Annotated in this window: 19 protein-coding genes; 15 read left to right on the top strand and 4 right to left on the bottom strand. The window is 60.2% G+C overall.

All coding sequences use genetic code 11. From position 1 onward, the window contains the following. The first annotated feature begins 5 nt into the window (after positions 1-5). Positions 6-869: a sulfurtransferase gene (locus B9Z48_RS03940; protein ID WP_108377222.1), complete on the top strand. Its 864-nt coding sequence runs from the start codon at positions 6-8 to the stop codon at positions 867-869. An 8-nt stretch (positions 870-877) separates the two neighbouring features. On the opposite strand, the gene B9Z48_RS03935 is transcribed toward B9Z48_RS03940, so the two are convergent. Both B9Z48_RS03935 and B9Z48_RS03930 read right to left on the bottom strand, forming a co-directional pair. Next, a complete protein-coding gene (locus tag B9Z48_RS03935) occupies positions 878-1,735 on the bottom strand; it encodes a ZIP family metal transporter (RefSeq protein WP_108377424.1) in 858 nt (285 codons plus the stop codon). Positions 1,736-1,803: 68 nt separating this feature from the next. Continuing rightward, positions 1,804-2,715, bottom strand: a complete 912-nt coding sequence (locus tag B9Z48_RS03930) for a dienelactone hydrolase family protein (RefSeq protein ID WP_089954687.1) — start codon at positions 2,713-2,715, stop codon at positions 1,804-1,806. 127 nt (positions 2,716-2,842) lie between these two features. Here B9Z48_RS03930 and B9Z48_RS03925 point away from each other — a divergent pair, with 127 nt between their 5' ends. Next, positions 2,843-3,493: a glutathione S-transferase gene (locus B9Z48_RS03925; protein ID WP_089955293.1), complete on the top strand. Its 651-nt coding sequence runs from the start codon at positions 2,843-2,845 to the stop codon at positions 3,491-3,493. A gap of 139 nt (positions 3,494-3,632) precedes the next feature. On the opposite strand, the gene B9Z48_RS03920 is transcribed toward B9Z48_RS03925, so the two are convergent. Beyond that, positions 3,633-4,655: a metal-dependent hydrolase gene (locus B9Z48_RS03920; protein WP_108377221.1), complete on the bottom strand. Its 1,023-nt coding sequence runs from the start codon at positions 4,653-4,655 to the stop codon at positions 3,633-3,635. Positions 4,656-4,848: 193 nt separating this feature from the next. Here B9Z48_RS03920 and B9Z48_RS03915 point away from each other — a divergent pair, with 193 nt between their 5' ends. The 10 genes from B9Z48_RS03915 to B9Z48_RS03870 all read left to right on the top strand — a co-directional run bounded on the left by B9Z48_RS03915 (position 4,849) and on the right by B9Z48_RS03870 (position 13,476). Beyond that, complete coding sequence (locus tag B9Z48_RS03915; RefSeq protein ID WP_108377220.1) at positions 4,849-5,352, top strand: bacteriohemerythrin; 504 nt, start codon at positions 4,849-4,851, stop codon at positions 5,350-5,352. A 35-nt stretch (positions 5,353-5,387) separates the two neighbouring features. After that, positions 5,388-6,152 (top strand): HpcH/HpaI aldolase/citrate lyase family protein, encoded by a 765-nt coding sequence (locus B9Z48_RS03910; protein ID WP_089954700.1) that lies wholly within the window; start codon positions 5,388-5,390, stop codon positions 6,150-6,152. A gap of 8 nt (positions 6,153-6,160) precedes the next feature. Further along, complete coding sequence (locus B9Z48_RS03905; RefSeq protein WP_089954703.1) at positions 6,161-6,982, top strand: NAD(P)-dependent oxidoreductase; 822 nt, start codon at positions 6,161-6,163, stop codon at positions 6,980-6,982. A 125-nt stretch (positions 6,983-7,107) separates the two neighbouring features. After that, positions 7,108-8,262: an alpha-hydroxy acid oxidase gene (locus B9Z48_RS03900; protein WP_089954708.1), complete on the top strand. Its 1,155-nt coding sequence runs from the start codon at positions 7,108-7,110 to the stop codon at positions 8,260-8,262. 113 nt (positions 8,263-8,375) lie between these two features. Further along, positions 8,376-9,608 (top strand): DNA polymerase IV, encoded by a 1,233-nt coding sequence (gene dinB / locus B9Z48_RS03895; protein ID WP_228769123.1) that lies wholly within the window; start codon positions 8,376-8,378, stop codon positions 9,606-9,608. Between the two features lie 224 nt (positions 9,609-9,832). After that, entirely contained in the window at positions 9,833-10,123 is a 291-nt protein-coding gene (locus tag B9Z48_RS03890) for a helix-turn-helix domain-containing protein (protein WP_089954716.1), read from the top strand. 10 nt (positions 10,124-10,133) lie between these two features. Next, positions 10,134-11,495: a HipA domain-containing protein gene (locus B9Z48_RS03885; RefSeq protein WP_089954720.1), complete on the top strand. Its 1,362-nt coding sequence runs from the start codon at positions 10,134-10,136 to the stop codon at positions 11,493-11,495. A gap of 82 nt (positions 11,496-11,577) precedes the next feature. Continuing rightward, on the top strand, positions 11,578-12,420 hold the full coding sequence (locus B9Z48_RS03880; protein WP_089954723.1) for an enoyl-CoA hydratase-related protein: 843 nt from the start codon (positions 11,578-11,580) through the stop codon (positions 12,418-12,420). 36 nt (positions 12,421-12,456) lie between these two features. Continuing rightward, positions 12,457-12,936, top strand: a complete 480-nt coding sequence (locus B9Z48_RS03875) for a GNAT family N-acetyltransferase (protein WP_368664962.1) — start codon at positions 12,457-12,459, stop codon at positions 12,934-12,936. Between the two features lie 66 nt (positions 12,937-13,002). Further along, positions 13,003-13,476: an OsmC family protein gene (locus B9Z48_RS03870; protein WP_089954729.1), complete on the top strand. Its 474-nt coding sequence runs from the start codon at positions 13,003-13,005 to the stop codon at positions 13,474-13,476. Here B9Z48_RS03870 and B9Z48_RS03865 read toward each other — a convergent pair. Further along, entirely contained in the window at positions 13,433-13,732 is a 300-nt protein-coding gene (locus B9Z48_RS03865) for a type II toxin-antitoxin system Phd/YefM family antitoxin (protein WP_089954733.1), read from the bottom strand. The two genes, B9Z48_RS03870 and B9Z48_RS03865, sit on opposite strands and share 44 nt — an antisense overlap. 464 nt (positions 13,733-14,196) lie before the next feature. On the opposite strand from B9Z48_RS03865, the gene B9Z48_RS03860 reads away from it, so the two are divergent. From B9Z48_RS03860 to B9Z48_RS03850, 3 genes are all read left to right on the top strand, one after another. Continuing rightward, on the top strand, positions 14,197-14,634 hold the full coding sequence (locus B9Z48_RS03860) for a GNAT family N-acetyltransferase (RefSeq protein ID WP_089954738.1): 438 nt from the start codon (positions 14,197-14,199) through the stop codon (positions 14,632-14,634). 35 nt (positions 14,635-14,669) lie between these two features. Next, positions 14,670-15,302 (top strand): glutathione transferase, encoded by a 633-nt coding sequence (gene yfcF, locus B9Z48_RS03855; RefSeq protein WP_089954742.1) that lies wholly within the window; start codon positions 14,670-14,672, stop codon positions 15,300-15,302. A 77-nt stretch (positions 15,303-15,379) separates the two neighbouring features. Further along, positions 15,380-16,432, top strand: coding sequence for a histone deacetylase family protein (locus tag B9Z48_RS03850; RefSeq protein ID WP_108377219.1), 1,053 nt, complete (start codon positions 15,380-15,382; stop codon positions 16,430-16,432). Positions 16,433-16,708: the final 276 nt, after the last annotated feature.

Raw genomic sequence — 16,708 nt, 5'->3', positions numbered from 1 at the left:
CTTTCATGCACACCTTGTTGATCACCGCCACCGAACTGCAACAACTGCAAGCGCAAGGAAGCCCCTGCGCCGTGCTCGACTGCAGCTTTGATTTGATGAAGCCCGAGCTGGCCGATGGTTTTTTTGACAGCGAACGCATCGCAGGTGCCTGGCCAGCCCACTTGGACAAGGACCTGAGCACACACACCCCGGGTCAAGCTGTCAATGGCGGTCGCCACCCCTTGCCGCAGCGCGAGATCGTGGCGCAATGGCTGGGCAGTCTGGGCATTCACAATGGCATGCAAATCGTGGTGTACGACCGCAACAAAAGCCAGTACTGCGGCCGGCTGTGGTGGATGCTCAAGTGGTTGGGGCACGACGCGGTGGCCATCCTCGACGGCGGCTTGCAAGCCTGGAAAAATGCTGGCGGTGCGGTGGACTCAGGCCCAGTAGCCACAGCCCCAGCCACCCCCGCTCAATTCAACTTGAATGCCCCCCTGCGCCAACTGGTGCTGACCGACACCGTGTCAACCGCCCTGGGTCAAGACACCCAAACCGTGGTGGATGCACGCGCAGGTGCCCGTTACCGGGGAGAGGTGGAGCCGCTGGACCCGGTGGCGGGCCACATTCCCGGAGCGCTGAACCGCCCATTCACCGAAAACTTCACTGACGATGGGCGCTTCAAACACCCTGACTTGCTCAAAGCCGAGTGGGACCAAGTGCTGGCGGGCCGTCCGGCCAGCACCGTGGTGCACCACTGCGGCAGCGGCGTGACTGCCGTGCCCAATATGTTTGCGATGGAATTGGCCGGATTTGGCCCCACTGCCCTGTATGCGGGCAGCTGGAGCGAATGGTGCCGAACGCCCGGCCTGCCCTGCGCCAAAGGCTAAGACGCCAGTCAGTGCTGATGCCCCCCCAGGGCACTGACCAGCACCACCATGCCAATGCCCAAGCCCAGCCAGATGATCTGGGCGGCCGTCTCGCGAGCAGACAGGCGTTTTTGCAGTTGGGGGATCAGGTCGGCCAAAGCCACATAAACAAAACTGCTGCTGGCCACCACCAGAAAATACGGCAGCCAGTCGTGCAGGGCATCGACCAACACATAGCCCACGGCACCGCCCAAAGCGGTGATGGCGCCGGCCATTGAGACCTTGAGGATGGCCGCTTGGCGGCTGCTGCTGCCTTGGCGCAACACGGCCAAATCGCCCATGTGGTGAGGAATTTCGTGGGCCAGCACGGCCAGCGCGGCAATCACGCCCAAACGCATGTCGGCAATGAAGGCCGAGGCGATCAGGATACCGTCACCAAAACAATGCACGCTGTCGCCTGCCAACACCGCCCACTGCCCGCGAAGCGGCTCTTGGTCGGCATGAGCGCTGTGCGCATGGGCATGGTCGGCGTGGTGCACATGGTCGTGCCCATGACCGTGTCCATGGTCGTGGCCATGGTCGTGGCCATGGTCGTGGCCATGGTCGTGGCCATGTTCATGTCCGTGGTGCCAAAGTTCGGCCTTGTCGAGCAAAAAGAAAAAGACCAAGCCCACCAACAAGGTCAAAAACAGCTCGTGCGCCCCAGCCTCACTCTCAAAGGCCTCGGGCAAGAGGTGCAAAAACGAAGTGGCCATCAAGGCCCCTGCGGCCAGGCTCAGCATGTGCTGGGTGTAGCGGCTCAAAATGCCAAAACTGAGCCAAGCCGCCACCCAGACGCTGCCAATGCCCGCCACCAAAGTGCCCAACAAAATTGCCAATAAAGTCATCATGTTTCCCGAGGTGCCCTGCACCCCATTAGAAACCGCCCCGAAGGGCGGTCTCTGCGTTCAAAAAATCAGGCCACGCCATGGCGTTTGAGCCAGGCCAGCAAACGCTGCCAGCCGTCTTCAGCGGGTCCTTTGCGGTAGCTGCCCCGGTAGTCGGCATGAAAAGCGTGCGGAGCCTCAGGATAAACCACAAACTCACTGGCTTTGGCCGCTGCGGGCCCCTGAGCCAGTTCCGATTTCATCTTATCCACCGTGTCAAGGGGGATGCCCGTGTCGGCTGCGCCATACAAGCCCAACACCGGGGCCTTCAGGCTGCCCACCAACGCCAGCGGGTGAGCAGGCGTTTGCGCCGTGGCATTGCCCACCAGGCGGCCATACCAGGCCACACCCGCCTTCAGTTTGGGCTGGTGCGCCGCATACAGCCAGGTGATGCGACCGCCCCAACAAAAGCCCGTGATGGCCAGTTTGTCGGTGTTGCCCCCGTTGGCCGCTGCCCAGGCCACACAGGCGTCCAGGTCGCCCATGACCTGCGCGTCGGGCACTTTGGAGATGATTTCGGCTTGCAGCTTGGCGATTTCGCCATATTCATTGGGGTCGCCCTGGCGCACAAACAACTCAGGCGCAATGGCCAAGTAACCGGCTTGGGCCAAGCGGCGCGTGACGTCGGCAATGTACTCGTGGACCCCAAAAATTTCGGAGATCACCAACACCACCGGCAAACCGGTCTTGCCCGCAGGCGCACTGCGGTAGGCGGGCATCTTGAACCCATTCACCTCGATGGTCACTTCGCCCGAAACCAGGCCCGTGACAGGGGTTTTGATGGCTGTTTGCGCCATGATCGGCACGGCAGCGGCGGCATAGCCCACGCCCAAAGCCGCTTTCAAAGCCGTGCGGCGAGTGGCCACGGCGTCTCCCAAGTGTCCGCCCAGCAAGGCTTGTGTGTCTTCAATCAGGTTGTTGTTCAAGGGATGTCTCCTCATTCGAGCCATAAAAAGGGGCTTATCTTGGCACAGTCGCTGAGCGATTGCACAAGACCCACTCGGAAGGCAGCGATGGGCTTGCCATGGCGCACAAAAAGCAATGGCGTCAGACATTTACACTGCCCCCATGTCTGACACTGCCCTGCCTGTCCTGTATTCGTTTCGCCGCTGCCCCTACGCCATGCGAGCCCGACTGGCCCTGCACGCCAGCGGCTTGGCGCATGAACACCGTGAAGTGGTGCTGAAAAACAAGCCTGTCCACATGCTGGCCCTGTCACCCAAAGGCACCGTGCCGGTTTTGTGGCTGCGCGGCACGGCAGGCGAAAAGGTGCTCGAAGAAAGCCTGGACATCATGCTGTGGGCGCTGGGCCAACGCGATCCGCTGAGCTGGCTGCCCGCCTCGGATGAGGCCATGGCCGATGCCCGGACCCTGATCGCACACAACGACGGCCCCTTCAAACGACAACTGGACCGCTACAAATACCCGAATCGATCAGGCCTGGAAAGCGGTGCAGCCGACCGCGATGAAGCGGCACTTTGGCTGCAAACACTGGATGCACGCCTTGGCCATCAGCTTTTTTTGGCCGGCGATCGCTGGAGCTTGGCTGACGCCGCCATCGCGCCCTTTGTGCGTCAATACGCCCACACCGACCCTGCCTGGTTTGCAGCGCAGCCTTGGCACGCGTTGAGGCCATGGCTGGCGGCTTTTGAAAGTTCAGCGCTCTTTGCAGCCATCATGGTCAAGTACCCGCCCTATGGGCCAAGGGAAGTGGCCTGACAGGCTTGCTCAAGTTGTCCCTTTCTTCTGTGCATGAAGCTGTGGACAAACGCAGGGGAATCCGTGCAAACCCTGATGCCATGCGCCCTGCCACACCGTGCGCAAAAAACAGGCAAGGCGATGCAAAGCAGTTTTGGGCTCAGTTGTTGACCGTGCCTGGCGCAGGAAGGTCGCGCCCCAACATGCGCTGGCCCAGCCATGTCAGTCCCTCAGCCACACGCATGCGGCGGCTCAATGACTCGGACTGGGGTGGGGTTTGGCCACTTTGCAAGGGCGCTCCAATGTCGAATGCGAAAACGTAATCGGGCTCTTGTCCCATTCGCAAATCGGTCACCACCAAGCGATCGCCCTGGGTGTGGACCTTGAAAAACCCATCGGTGAACCTGGCCAAACGCTGAATTTGCGGGTGATCCGCGTTTTGCGCAGCCAAAGCGCCACCGCGTGGGTAGGTCACAAATCGGATGGCGCGATCGCCATCCAGCCATGAATAAAAACCTTCATGAAACTGATCACCGTCCAAGGCCACCACACGCCACAGCAGCGTGTTCAAAGGTGTGGGTGTCACGAGCAGGGACTCGCTGGGCAAATTCAGTGCCTGCAAGGACTGGCGGGCATGTTGTGCGACCCCAGCTTGCCCCAGTGCACTCCAGACCAAATAGGCCGTGCTGAAAGCCAAGGTCCAGCCATTGATGGCCAAAGCTCGCCCCACCGTCTTGATGCGCAAAGCCGCCACCACCCCCCACAGCAAAGGCAATGAATACGCAGGGTCCACAATGAATATGCTGCCCAGGCCATAGGCTTCATCGGTGAATGGCTGAAAAACCTGGGTGCCATAAATGGTCATCAGGTCCAACAAAGGGTGCGTGACCAGCGCCAGCATGATGGCCCACCACCATCGCCCATACAACTGAGGCTGGCGGTGGATGCGGCAAACCCCCCAAGCCATGGGAAAGGCCCACAAGGCCAGCAACAGCAAGGCATGGCTTTCGGCACGGTGTCGGATCATGTTGAGGATCGGGTCACCGTGGTCGATCAACACATCCAAATCGGGCAACAGACCCGCCACGCCACCCCACAGTGCAGACTTCCAAAGCGCCGTGCGCCGCCCCATGACGGCCACACCAACAGAGGCCCCCAGCAGTATTTGTGTGACGGAATCCATGGTTTTGACTCAGCGCTAAAAAAAACCCTGAGGTTAACGGCATTTCAATGCCCCATGCACCTGCGCACCCTCTGGCGGCACAGGGCCACCGTCTTGACTTGGCCCCTGCCCTTTGGGGGCTGCTGATGTGGCGTGATAATCAAGCGCTGGCCCATTAGCCGCCTGATTGATCCACTTTTTCAACTGTTCAGCCATGTCCCACACCGCCACTGAAATCGCCACACCCCCCACGCTCATGCCCTGGACCGATTCGCTCCACACCGGCGACGCCCGCATGGACGAGACGCACCAGGAGTTTGTGGACATGATCAACCAGATTTTGGCCACCCCCGAAGACCAGCAGCTGCCGGTTTACAAGGCGTTTTTGAACCACACGGTTGAGCACTTCGCACAAGAAGAGCGCTGGATGCTGGCCACCGGGTTTTCGGCCGACAACTGCCACGCCGAACACCACGCCACCATTTTGGAGACCATGCGCGTGGTCGAAGCCCACTACCTGGACAGCGACACCACCATCATCACCCGCATGGCCGAAGCGCTGGCCGAGTGGTTTCCGGGTCACGCCAACAGCATGGACGCGGGTCTGGCGGCGCACCTCAAGTCAGTGGGTTTTGACAGTGTGACCGAAACCCTGGCCGACCCCTCGTCGATCAAAAACGTGACCATGTCGGGTTGCGGCAGCGTCAGCTGCAGCTGATTGACCGCTCAAAGCCAAACACGGAGACAAGCCCCATGGACATGCCCATCAACCATTTCAAACACGCCATCCAGTCCGGCCAAAAGCAAATTGGCCTGTGGTCGCACCTGTGCAGCAACATCAGCACCGAAATTCTGGCGCACTGCGGTTTTGACTGGCTGCTGCTGGACATGGAGCATTCGCCCAACGACCTGAGCGAAATTTTGGCGCAGTTGCAAGCCATGAAGGGCAGCCCCACCACGCCCATCGTGCGCCCACCGTGGAACGACATGGTGACCTTCAAGCGTTTGCTCGATGTGGGCGTACAAACCCTGTTGGTGCCCTACATCCAAACCGAAGAAGAAGCCCTCCAGGCCGTGTCCTACACCCGCTACCCACCCCACGGCGTGCGCGGTTATGCGGGTGCACCCCGGGCCAGCCACTATGGCCGCATCAAGGGCTACGCCCACCACAGCAGCGAAGAAATTTGCGTGTTGCTGCAGGTGGAGACCCTGCAAGGGCTGGACAACCTGGAAGCCATCGCCAACGTCGACGGTGTGGACGGCGTGTTCATCGGCCCTGGCGATTTGTCGGCGGCCCTGGGCCACTTGGGCAACCCCAAGCACCCCGAGGTGCTCCAGGTCATTGACGAATCCATCGCACGCATCAAGGCCTGCGGCAAAGCGGCCGGCATCTTGACCGGCGACGAAGCCCTGGCCAAACACTATGTCGAACAAGGCTGCCTGTTTGTGGCCGTGGGTGCCGACCAGAACGTGCTGCGCGACAGCGCCACCGCCTTGGCCAGTCGCTTCAAGGCTTGAGCACAGCCATGTTGACCACGCCTGCGTCGCCTCTGCGCTTTCACCGCTTGTTGCTCACAGGTGCCGCCGGTTATCTGGGGCGCGAGCTGCGCCCGCGCCTCAAAGCCTACTGCGAGGTGCTGCGCCTGAGCGACCGCGCCGACCTGAGCCCTGCCACCCAAGGCGAAGAGGTGCAAATCACGGCACTGGAAGACAAGGACCAGGTGCTGGCCTTGCTGACCGAGGTGAGCGCTGTTGTGCATTTGGGTGGTGTGTCCACCGAACAGCCCTGGGACGCCATCTTGGCTGGCAATATTTCGGGCATGGTCAATTTGTATGAAGCGGCACGCCTGAAGGGCGTTAAACGCATCGTGTTTGCCAGCTCCAACCATGTCACGGGGTTTTACCGCCAAGACGAAGTCGTCAACACCCGCATGCCCCCCAAGCCCGATGGGTTTTATGGCCTGTCCAAAGCCTTTGGCGAAGACGTGGCGCAGATGTACTGGGACCGCTGGGGCATCGAGACGGTGAGCATCCGCATTGGCTCTTCCACCCCCGAGCCCAAAGACCGCCGCATGCTGGCCACCTGGCTGAGTCATGACGACTTGGAGCGCCTGGTGGTGGCCGCGCTCACTGCGCCCATCGTGGGCCACAGCATCGTCTACGGCATGTCGGACAACCAGACCACCTGGTGGGACAACACGCACGCCAGGCACCTTGGTTACCGACCGCTCGACTCCTCCGACGTTTTCAGGAACGCCGTCGAGGCCCGCCAGCCCAGCATCGACACCCAAGACCCTGCAGCTATTTTTCAAGGCGGCGGCTTTGTCAAGGTTGCTCCGCACGGCTGAATCCCCTGCCGGAGGGCTCAGAAATTAATTTCAAACGCACTGTCCCAAGTTTCACAGCCTGCAGTGCGGCCAGCCGATACGATAGGTGCCACTGACTTACGCATCCAACCCTCTGGAGACAACCCATGCCCGTGATCACCAACATCGAAGACCTGCGCGTTCTGGCCGAAAAGCGCGTGCCGCGCATGTTCTACGACTACGCCGACAGCGGCTCCTGGACCGAGGGCACCTACCGCGCCAACGAGACAGATTTCCACAAGATCAAGCTGCGCCAGCGCGTGGCGGTGAACATGGAAAACCGCACCACGGCCACCCAAATGGTCGGCATCGACACCAAAATGCCCGTTTGTATTGCCCCCGTGGGCCTCACGGGCATGCAGCACGCCGACGGCGAAATGCACGCCGCCATGGCCGCCAAGAAGTTCGGCATCCCCTTCACGCTGTCGACCATGAGCATCTGCTCCATCGAAGACATCGCGGCCCACACGCAAGCGCCGTTCTGGTTTCAGCTGTACATGATGCGCGACCGCGAGGCCATGGCCCGCATGATCGACCGCTGCAAAGCCGCCAATGTGAGCGCCATGGTGCTCACACTCGACTTGCAGGTGATTGGCCAGCGCCACAAAGACCTGAAAAACGGCCTGACCGCGCCCCCCCGCCCCACCATCGCCAACATCATCAACCTGATGACCAAGCCGCGCTGGTGCTTAGGGATGGCCGGCACCAAACGCCACACCTTTGGCAACCTGGTGGGACACGTCAAAGCTGTGACCAACATGAAGTCGCTGGCCTCGTGGACCAACGAACAGTTTGACCCAACGCTCAACTGGGAAGACATCGCCTGGGTCAAAAAGCAATGGGGCGGCAAGCTGATCTTGAAGGGCATCATGGACGTGGAAGACGCCAAGTTGGCCGTGGCCAGCGGTGCCGACGCGATAGTTGTGAGCAACCACGGTGGTCGCCAACTCGACGGCGCACCCAGCTCCATCGAAGCCTTGCCAGCCATCGTGGCGGCTGTGGGCGACCAAATCGAAGTCTGGATGGACGGAGGCATCCGCAGCGGCCAAGACGTGCTCAAAGCCTGGGCGCTGGGTGCCAAGGGCGTGATGATCGGCCGCGCCATGGTCTATGGCCTGGGCGCCATGGGCGAAGAAGGCGTGACCAAAGCACTGCAAATCATCCACAAAGAGTTGGACGTGACGATGGCCTTTTGCGGTCACACCGACATCCAGAACGTCAACACCAACATCTTGCTGCCGGGCACTTTTCCGACCGCATAAAACCTCGCTGGGCACCTCCCGCCACATGAGAGGCCCAGCGCTGGCGCTATGCTCCAAGGGTGACTGAAACTGCACCTTCAACCCCTCTGCCTAGGCGCATCGCCCACCTCGACATGGACGCGTTTTACGCGTCCTGCGAGTTGCTACGCTACCCGCAGCTCAAGGGCCTGCCCGTGGTCATTGGCGGCGGCCGCCGCAAAGAAGATGATTTACTGGGCAAGCTGCAAACGGCCTACCCCGACGGTGAATGGACCGAAGAGACTTTTGCCGAACGGCTGGACCGCATCCCGGTCGACTTCTTCCCTCGCTTGAATGGCTACACCGGTCGCGGCGTCATCACCACCGCCACCTATGCGGCCAGGCAGTTTGGCGTGGGCTCGGCCATGGGCTTGATGAAAGCCGCCAAGCTCTGCCCGCAGGCGATCCTGCTGCCTGTGGACTTTGACCGCTACCGCTACTTCTCACGCACCTTCAAAAGCATCATTACCGACATCGCGCCCGTCATGCAGGACCGGGGCGTGGACGAGGTCTACATCGACTTCACCGACGTGCCCGGCGGCCAGCGTGAAGGCGGACGCGTGCTGGCGCGGCTGATCCAGAAAAGCATTTTTGAGGCCACGGGCCTGACCTGCTCGGTGGGCGTGGCCCCCAACAAGCTGATCGCCAAGATGGCCAGCGAGTTCAACAAACCCAACGGCATCTCAGTCGTGCACGAAGCCGACCTACAGACCCACATCTGGCCACTGGCCTGCCGCAAGATCAACGGCGTTGGCCCCAAGGCCGATGAAAAACTCAAGGCCTTTGGCATCCACACCATCGGCGACCTGGCTGCACGCGAACAGCACTGGCTGATTGAAAACTTTGGCAAAAGCTACGGTGCTTGGCTGCACGAAGCCGCTTGGGGCCGCGACGACCGCCCGGTCGAGACCGAGAGCGAACCCGTCAGCATGAGCCGCGAAACCACCTTTGAGCGCGACCTGCACGCCGTGCGCGACCGCGCCGAGTTGGGGGCCGTCTTCACCCGGCTGTGCGAACAAGTGGCCGCCGATTTGCAGCGCAAAGGCTACGAAGGCAAAACCATCGGCATCAAGCTGCGGTACGACAACTTCCAGGCCGTCACCCGCGACCAAAGCCTGACGGAATACACCGCAGACGCCAAACGCATCCGGCAAGTGGCCGGCCAGTGCCTCAAACGCGTGGACCTGTCGCGCCGCATTCGGTTGCTGGGTGTGCGGGTGGGCTCGCTGGTCAAGGCGGGGACAGCGCCTGATTTGGTGAGTCACCCCATGAAGGCCGAAGAGCCGGGTCATGAATGGCAAACGCAGCTTCTGTTCACAGACGACTGAGAGGCATGCCGCTGGTCTGCGGTTTGGGTCCAGAACTGTCCCGGAAGATGACACTTTTCATTTCGGAATAACTGAAATAAGTTCCTGGCCACGCATACCAAGATGTAAATTTCTGAAATACCGAAATATTTGTTGACGACGGAAGCAAAACCCGATAGTTTCGGATTGTGAGAAATACCAACCCCAAACCATGCCCCCGGATGCCTCTCAACCGAAAGTTCCACATGGATGATCAGCCCACCCGACAAGCCACAGTTTTGACGACAGCCAACGCACTCGGCCCCATCGTGCGCGAGCGGCGCAAATCCCAATCGCTGCGCATCGACGACGCGGCCGGGCTGCTGGGCGTGTCGGTGGACCTCATGTCCCGGCTCGAAAACGGTCAAGGCACAGTGCAACTGGACAAAGCCATGGCTGTGCTCGACGGCTTGGGCCTGGCGCTGATGGTCTTGCCCAAAGAACACCCTTGGGCGCGCGAAGCCAGCACCCAAGGCGGCGGCTCGCCCAAGGCATGAAAGCACTGCCATGACCGACGCGCTGCATGTCTGGACCGACCAAACACCCATTGCTGTCATCGAGCACGAAGGCCGCGATGACCAGTGGCGCTTGCGCTATGCACCGCCCTGGCTCGCCAACCCCCAAGCTTTTCCGTTGTCTCCCGCGCTGCCCTTGGCCAGCGCAAAAAGCGCACACGATGGGTACGGCTCTGCCACGATCAAGCGCTTCATCGAACACCTGCTCCCAGAAGGCCGGGCACTGGACGTGGCGGTCGTCTACAAGGGCCTGACCCCAAGCAATGTCTTTGGACTCATCCGGGCGCTCGGTGCCGAGACGGCAGGCGCCTTGCAATTCACAGGTGATGCCACGGCCGCACCCGCCGATGCGCCCATGCAGCGCGAAATACCCCTGAGCGAACTGGCAGAGCGGATCGCCCAGCGCGAGCAGCTGCCGCTGACCGTGTGGGACGGCCAAGTACGCATGTCGGTCGCAGGCTTGCAAGACAAGCTGGTGGTTTTCATCGACACACCGCTGGCCGAAGGGGGGCGGCTGTGGCTGGTGGATGGGCAGCGCCTGGCCTCCACACACATCCTCAAACCCGACACAGGCAACCCCAAGACACCGCACCTGGCCGTCAACGAGCACTTTTGCATGTCACTGGCCCGACGCATGGGCCTGCCGGTGGCTGAGGTGACCTTGTTGCGCACACCACGCCCCGTGCTGGTGGTGCGCCGTTTTGACCGGGCGATTCTGGGCTCTGGCGATCCGGTGCAGGTCCAGCGCCTGCACATCATCGACGCCTGCCAAGCCTGCGACTTGCCGGTGAGCTACAAATACGAACGCAACCTGGGCAACGCTGCCGAAGTGCGGCACATCCGCGATGGCCTGAGCCACGAAAAGCTATTCGCCTGCGCCGAACTGAGCGGCAACAAGGCCAGCACGCGGCTGGCGATGCTGCGCTGGGCACTGTTTCAGTTTCTCATTGGCAACAGCGATGCACATGGCAAGAACTTTTCGTTTTTCGTGCGCCCTGGCGGACTGCTGGAGCCGACGCCTTGGTACGACCTGGTGAGCGTGGTGCAGTACGACGGCTTTGACACCGAACTGGCTATGGCCTGGGGCGATGTTTTCGAGCACGAAGCTGTGAGCCCCTTCGCCCTGGCCGACTTCGCCACCCGCTGCGGCATCGACCGCAAACTGCTGCGCCGAGAAGGTCAGCGCCTGGCCAAACTGGCCGAACCCGCAGCCATGGCACAAGCCCAAGCAGCGGATTACGAACAAGACGAACGAGCCTTTGCCCAAGACATCGCCAGCTTTGTGGCCAAACAGGCCAAACGGCTGACACAGCTTGTCGAAGACGCTGCCCGCATCAAGGCCGAGTATCTGTGAATGCGACAACCCACCGACAGGTCAAAACCGAGACACAGCCGACCTTCCGCAACGGCTACATTGCAAAAACAGGAGACCACATATGAACAAACTCAACTGCTTTTCCCTAACGACTGAAGGCCACGTCGCCCACCTGGTGATGAACCGCCCCGAGGCGATGAACACCATGCACCCGACCTTTTGGCGCGAGCTGCACGAGGTGCTGACCAACATCCACAAGGCGGGCACCGCCCGGGCGCTGGTGATCTCCAGCACGGGCAAACACTTCAGCGCGGGCATGGACCTGCAGACCTTTGGCAGCGCCATTCAGATGGACGACACCAGCGCCGAAGGCCGCTCGGCCGTGTACGACCTGCTGACCGACATGCAGCACACCTTCACCCTGCTTGAAGAACTGCGCATCCCGGTCATTGCCGCCATCCACGGCGGCTGCATTGGCGGCGCGGTGGACATGGTGACCGCCTGCTGCATGCGTTATGCCTCAGCCGACGCGTTTTTCTGCATCCAGGAAATCAACATCGGCATGGTGGCCGACGTGGGCACCTTGCAACGCCTGCCCAAGCTGCTGCCCATGGCGCTGGTCAAAGAACTGGCCTACACGGGTCGCCGCCTGAGTGCCGACAAGGCGCTCGCCCACGGCCTGGTGAACGAGGTGCTGCCCACCCACGAAGCCACCGTGGCCGCCGCCCTGCAAGCGGCCAAAGAAATCGCCAGCAAACCACCCGTGGCCATCTGGGGCACCAAGCAAGTGCTGCACTACGCCCGCGACCACAGCACCGAAGACAGTCTGCGCCACATGGGCTGGCTGCAAGGCGCGATCTGGAGCAACGCCAACGTGCGCGAAGCCATCAGCGCCATGCAACAAAAACGCGAGGCCAACTTCGCGCCGCTGCCAGCGCTCAAGGGGTTTCGGGAATTTGGCTGAGGCGAGTTGGGCCACCACACAAAAACACCACACGCCATGTCAATGACCATTGCACCCGACGATCCCGCTCGGCCAGATGTGTATGCGCTGCTCGACGAGCACTTGCGGCACATGCATGAACTTTCACCGCCTGAAAGCGTGCATGCACTCGATGTGGCCCAACTCAAACGTCCCGAAATCACCTTCTGGACCGCTCGCGATGGCGATCTGCTTTTGGGATGTGGTGCCCTCAAGGAACTGTCCCTTGATCATGGCGAGATCAAATCCATGCGAACCCCAACGGTCCAGCGACGTCGGGGCGCGGGTCGTGCCATTCTGAATCACATCATCAGCGAAGCCATCGTGCGTGGCTACCAACGACTGAGCCTGGAAACCGGGCCAGCCAGTACGTTTGCGCCAGCGCACCAACTGTATAAAAGCGCCGGATTCCGGCCCTGTGGCCCCTTTGGCGACTACCAACTCGACCCCCATAGCGTCTTCATGACCATGGACCTCCAAAGTCATACGGCAGCTTGACTTCAGGTCACGCACGCCTGCGTTAAAGCTCTGAAAAAAATCACGCACAGGGAAGCGACAAACCACATGGCCATCTACACCGCCGAAATTCTTTGGGCTCGGTCTGATCAAAAGTTCACCGACAACCGCTACAGCCGCCAACACATCCTGCGCTTCGACAGCGGCATTGAGATTGCGGGGTCTTCATCCCCTCACGTTGTTCCACTGCCCTATTCCGTGGTCGATGCGGTAGACCCCGAAGAGGCCTTCGTCGCGTCACTGTCCAGCTGCCACATGCTTTGGTTTTTATCCTTTGCAGTCAAACATGGTTTTGTGGTCGACACCTACCATGACGCAGCAGAGGGCGTGATGGGCAAAAACCCAGAAGGCAAGCTCATGATGACCACCGTCACGCTCCGCCCTGAGGTCAAATTTTCTGGGGACAAACTACCGACCCAGGCTCAGCTGCAAGAGATGCACCACTTGGCGCACGACGAATGCTTCATCGCTAACTCTGTCAAGACAGACGTGCGTTGCGAGCCAAGGCAAGTGGCTCACTGAATTCCGCTGGCTTCTGAGCCATTTTTTTGACTTGTCCGCGTCGCGGGACGAGCATGTCGGTTCGTGCTTGGTCTGAGAGCAGCAGTTCTTTCAACGAAGGGCGTGCTGCAGATTGCAACCGTCGCCACTGCAGCAACGGCACCAAAACAGCGACCCCAATGCCATGCCGCGTGACCATTTGGGGCCCTTCGGACAGGCATGCATCCAATAATTCACTGAACCGGACTTCCGCGTCTTTTACTGGCCATGTGCGCATTGCTACCCCTGAACTGGTCATCTCAATTGCCAGGTGACTTCATTGTTTGTCATCCCGAATGCCACCGTCCTATCCTTGGGCATCGTAGCCAAAAATAATGCAAAAAAATTTTCAAGATGATTGCGTTTGAGAAAAAATCATCAAAAATTGCACCATAATTTCTTGAACAACTAATCCGAGCTCTTAGCGTGGCATGACCATCTGGGGCACGGGGGGAAAAGCCGGCAAAAGCCGGTTTTTTCGTTTCAGGGGGTCCTTTGGCTTCGTACCTCGTTTGCATCGACGGCTGCCTGAAGGGTACAAGAGACAAATGGCTTGACCTGGGGAGGTTGTTCAAAGACAAGGTTCTTCCGTCCTTCTCAGCGCAGCCAACGGCGTGCAAAGGGTTTTGAAAATTTGGGTGTATCGACTTTCCCTTAGGGTTTATGTAGCGAACGATAAATCACAAAAAGTGGAGGACTGACATGAACGAATTCACCATCACATTTGATCAATCACGTTTTGACGTGGATGCCATTCACGCGTTTCTCACCGAGGCTTACTGGTGCGTTGGCATTCCTCACGAGGTTGTGCGCAAGGCCATTGAAGGCTCCTTGTGCATCGGGGCACTGGCCGATCAACAACAAGTAGGCTTTGCACGCCTTGTGACAGATCGTGCAACTTTTGCGTACCTGGCTGATGTGTATGTTCTTCCTGCGTATCGCGGACAAGGCCTGTCTTACCGGATGCTCAATGCCTTGTTTGATCATCCTGATGTTCAAGGACTCAGGCGTATGCTGCTCGCCACACGCGATGCACATGGTCTCTATGCCAAATTTGGGTTTACACCACTGGCCGCTCCACCCCGTTTCATGGAGCTGCACAAACCTGATGTGTATCACACGCCAAACATCAGCCCATAGAAATCATCCACAACACCCACCGCAGCAGGAGCCTTATGGAACACGCCACCCTACGCCTATATGTTGATGCGCAATTCGCAAGTCCGTACGCAATGTCTGCATTCGTCGCGCTTCATGAAAAAGGCTTGTCATTTGAAGTCTCGACCGTAGACCTCGCCGCGAAAGAGAATCACGCTGACGACTTCGCCAGCATGTCCATCACACGCCGAGTGCCCACCTTGGTTCACGGCGACTTCTCTCTTTCGGAGTCGTCAGCCATCACCGAGTACATCGACACATTGTTTCCAGGGCCACCGCTGTATCCCGTTGACCCACGCGGCAAAGCCAAAGCACGCCAAGTTCAGGCTTGGCTTCGCAGCGATCTGATGCCCATCAGACAAGAAAGGTCTACCGAGGTTGTTTTTTACGGTCCAAAGATGCCACCGCTTTCCTCTGCCGCACAAGAATCGGCGCAAAAGCTCTTCTCAGCTGCAGAGTCCTTGCTTGTTGACGACTCCGAAAACCTGTGCGGCCAATGGTGCATTGCGGATGTAGACCTTGCGGTCATGCTCAATCGGCTCATCATGAATGGTGATTCGGTTCCAGAAAGACTGATCGCTTATGCCCAGCGACAGTGGCTTCGCCCCACCATACAGCTCTGGATCAACCAAACACGACCGCCTTTGTGATGACATGGGCAACACTTGACTTCAATCGATAAGACCTGTGGCGATACATTCATCAAGTCAACCGCAACACAATCACCATGAAAATCTTCCACAACACCCACCACGCCCAACACGCAGGCCGCCAGGAAATGTTCCGGGGCCGCTTGGTCGATTGCCACGAAGTGCCTGACCGTTTGCGATATGTGCTCGATGAACTGCAGCGCCGCCCTGTGGTGCAGTTGCTGACGCCCGATGCCGCGGCGGATGTGAACGCCGCCATGGCCCGCGTACATGCACCGGACTATTTGGCTTTTTTGGCTCGGGCGTGGAACGACTGGGTGGCGCTGGACCCGACCAATGCCGAGCGCGACGCCCTGCCCTCGGTCTGGCCGCTGGCCTCCAAACACGGCTTTCGCACCGATGTGCCGCCGCTCAACTTTGCGGCGCGGCTGGGGCAGTTTGCGTTTGACTCGGGCACGCCTTTGACGGCGGGCAGCTGGGCCGCCGCCCGCGAGGGCGCGGCCTGCGCATTGGCGGCCGCGCAAGCGGTGCTGGCAGGCGAGCGCTTTGCCTTGGCCCTGACCCGCCCACCGGGCCACCATGCGGGGCCCAACTACATGGGCGGTTACTGCTTCATCAACAACGCCGCCGTGGCCGCGCAAGCCCTGCGCGATGGCGGGCTGCAGCGCGTGGCCGTGCTGGATGTGGACTACCACCACGGCAACGGCACACAAACCATCTTTTACGAGCGCAACGATGTGTTCACCGCGTCCATTCACGGCGATCCGCGCACCGAGTACCCCTTCTTTTTGGGCCATGCGGATGAGCGCGGCGCGGGGGCTGGCGAGGGCTACAACCTGAACCTGCCGCTGCCGCGTGGCACCGGGTTTGACGTTTGGTGGGCCACGCTGCAAACCGCCATGCAAGCGGTGAGCGACTTTGCCCCGCAAGCGCTGGTGGTGCCGCTGGGGCTGGACACGTTTGAGGGCGATCCGATCTCGGGATTCAAATTGCGCAGTGCCGATTACCTGAAGCTGGGGCAAGCCATTGCGCAGCTGGGCTTGCCGACGGTGCTGACGTTTGAAGGCGGGTATGCCGTGGCCGAGGTGGGCGTGAACACGGTGAACGTGCTGGAGGGTTTGCGCGGCTGACAGGCTTGGCCATAGTGGTTCACCAGCGCCACGTCGGAGCTGAAGCTCCGACCTACGGGGAGCGTCTCTTGTAGGTCGGCGGCTTCAGCCCCGACATGGACCTGCGCCAAATCGGATCGATGTCGGAGCTGAAGCTCCGACCTACGGGGGGCGTCTCTTGTAGGTCGGCGGCTTTAGCCCCGACATGGACTTGCGCCAAATCGAATAAACGTCGGAGCTGAAGCTCCGACCTACAGGGAGCGTCTCTCGTAGGTCGGAGGCTTTAGCCCCGACAAA

The sequence above is a fragment of the Limnohabitans sp. WS1 genome (genome assembly GCF_003063265.1).
Classification (GTDB): domain Bacteria; phylum Pseudomonadota; class Gammaproteobacteria; order Burkholderiales; family Burkholderiaceae_C; genus Limnohabitans_A.
Note: the sequence above shows the minus strand (reverse complement) of the source record. Positions and strands in the feature narration are given on the sequence as shown.

Bases quoted from the DNA above. Each gene is read 5' to 3' on its own strand.
- B9Z48_RS03940 (WP_108377222.1), top strand. From the start codon at position 6: ATGCACACCTTGTTGATCACCGCCACCGAACTGCAACAACTGCAAGCG.
- B9Z48_RS03935 (WP_108377424.1), bottom strand. From the start codon at position 1,735: ATGACTTTATTGGCAATTTTGTTGGGCACTTTGGTGGCGGGCATTGGC.
- B9Z48_RS03930 (WP_089954687.1), bottom strand. From the start codon at position 2,715: ATGAGGAGACATCCCTTGAACAACAACCTGATTGAAGACACACAAGCC.
- B9Z48_RS03925 (WP_089955293.1), top strand. From the start codon at position 2,843: ATGTCTGACACTGCCCTGCCTGTCCTGTATTCGTTTCGCCGCTGCCCC.
- B9Z48_RS03920 (WP_108377221.1), bottom strand. From the start codon at position 4,655: ATGGATTCCGTCACACAAATACTGCTGGGGGCCTCTGTTGGTGTGGCC.
- B9Z48_RS03915 (WP_108377220.1), top strand. From the start codon at position 4,849: ATGTCCCACACCGCCACTGAAATCGCCACACCCCCCACGCTCATGCCC.
- B9Z48_RS03910 (WP_089954700.1), top strand. From the start codon at position 5,388: ATGGACATGCCCATCAACCATTTCAAACACGCCATCCAGTCCGGCCAA.
- B9Z48_RS03905 (WP_089954703.1), top strand. From the start codon at position 6,161: ATGTTGACCACGCCTGCGTCGCCTCTGCGCTTTCACCGCTTGTTGCTC.
- B9Z48_RS03900 (WP_089954708.1), top strand. From the start codon at position 7,108: ATGCCCGTGATCACCAACATCGAAGACCTGCGCGTTCTGGCCGAAAAG.
- dinB (WP_228769123.1), top strand. From the start codon at position 8,376: ATGGACGCGTTTTACGCGTCCTGCGAGTTGCTACGCTACCCGCAGCTC.
- B9Z48_RS03890 (WP_089954716.1), top strand. From the start codon at position 9,833: ATGGATGATCAGCCCACCCGACAAGCCACAGTTTTGACGACAGCCAAC.
- B9Z48_RS03885 (WP_089954720.1), top strand. From the start codon at position 10,134: ATGACCGACGCGCTGCATGTCTGGACCGACCAAACACCCATTGCTGTC.
- B9Z48_RS03880 (WP_089954723.1), top strand. From the start codon at position 11,578: ATGAACAAACTCAACTGCTTTTCCCTAACGACTGAAGGCCACGTCGCC.
- B9Z48_RS03875 (WP_368664962.1), top strand. From the start codon at position 12,457: ATGTCAATGACCATTGCACCCGACGATCCCGCTCGGCCAGATGTGTAT.
- B9Z48_RS03870 (WP_089954729.1), top strand. From the start codon at position 13,003: ATGGCCATCTACACCGCCGAAATTCTTTGGGCTCGGTCTGATCAAAAG.
- B9Z48_RS03865 (WP_089954733.1), bottom strand. From the start codon at position 13,732: ATGCGCACATGGCCAGTAAAAGACGCGGAAGTCCGGTTCAGTGAATTA.
- B9Z48_RS03860 (WP_089954738.1), top strand. From the start codon at position 14,197: ATGAACGAATTCACCATCACATTTGATCAATCACGTTTTGACGTGGAT.
- yfcF (WP_089954742.1), top strand. From the start codon at position 14,670: ATGGAACACGCCACCCTACGCCTATATGTTGATGCGCAATTCGCAAGT.
- B9Z48_RS03850 (WP_108377219.1), top strand. From the start codon at position 15,380: ATGAAAATCTTCCACAACACCCACCACGCCCAACACGCAGGCCGCCAG.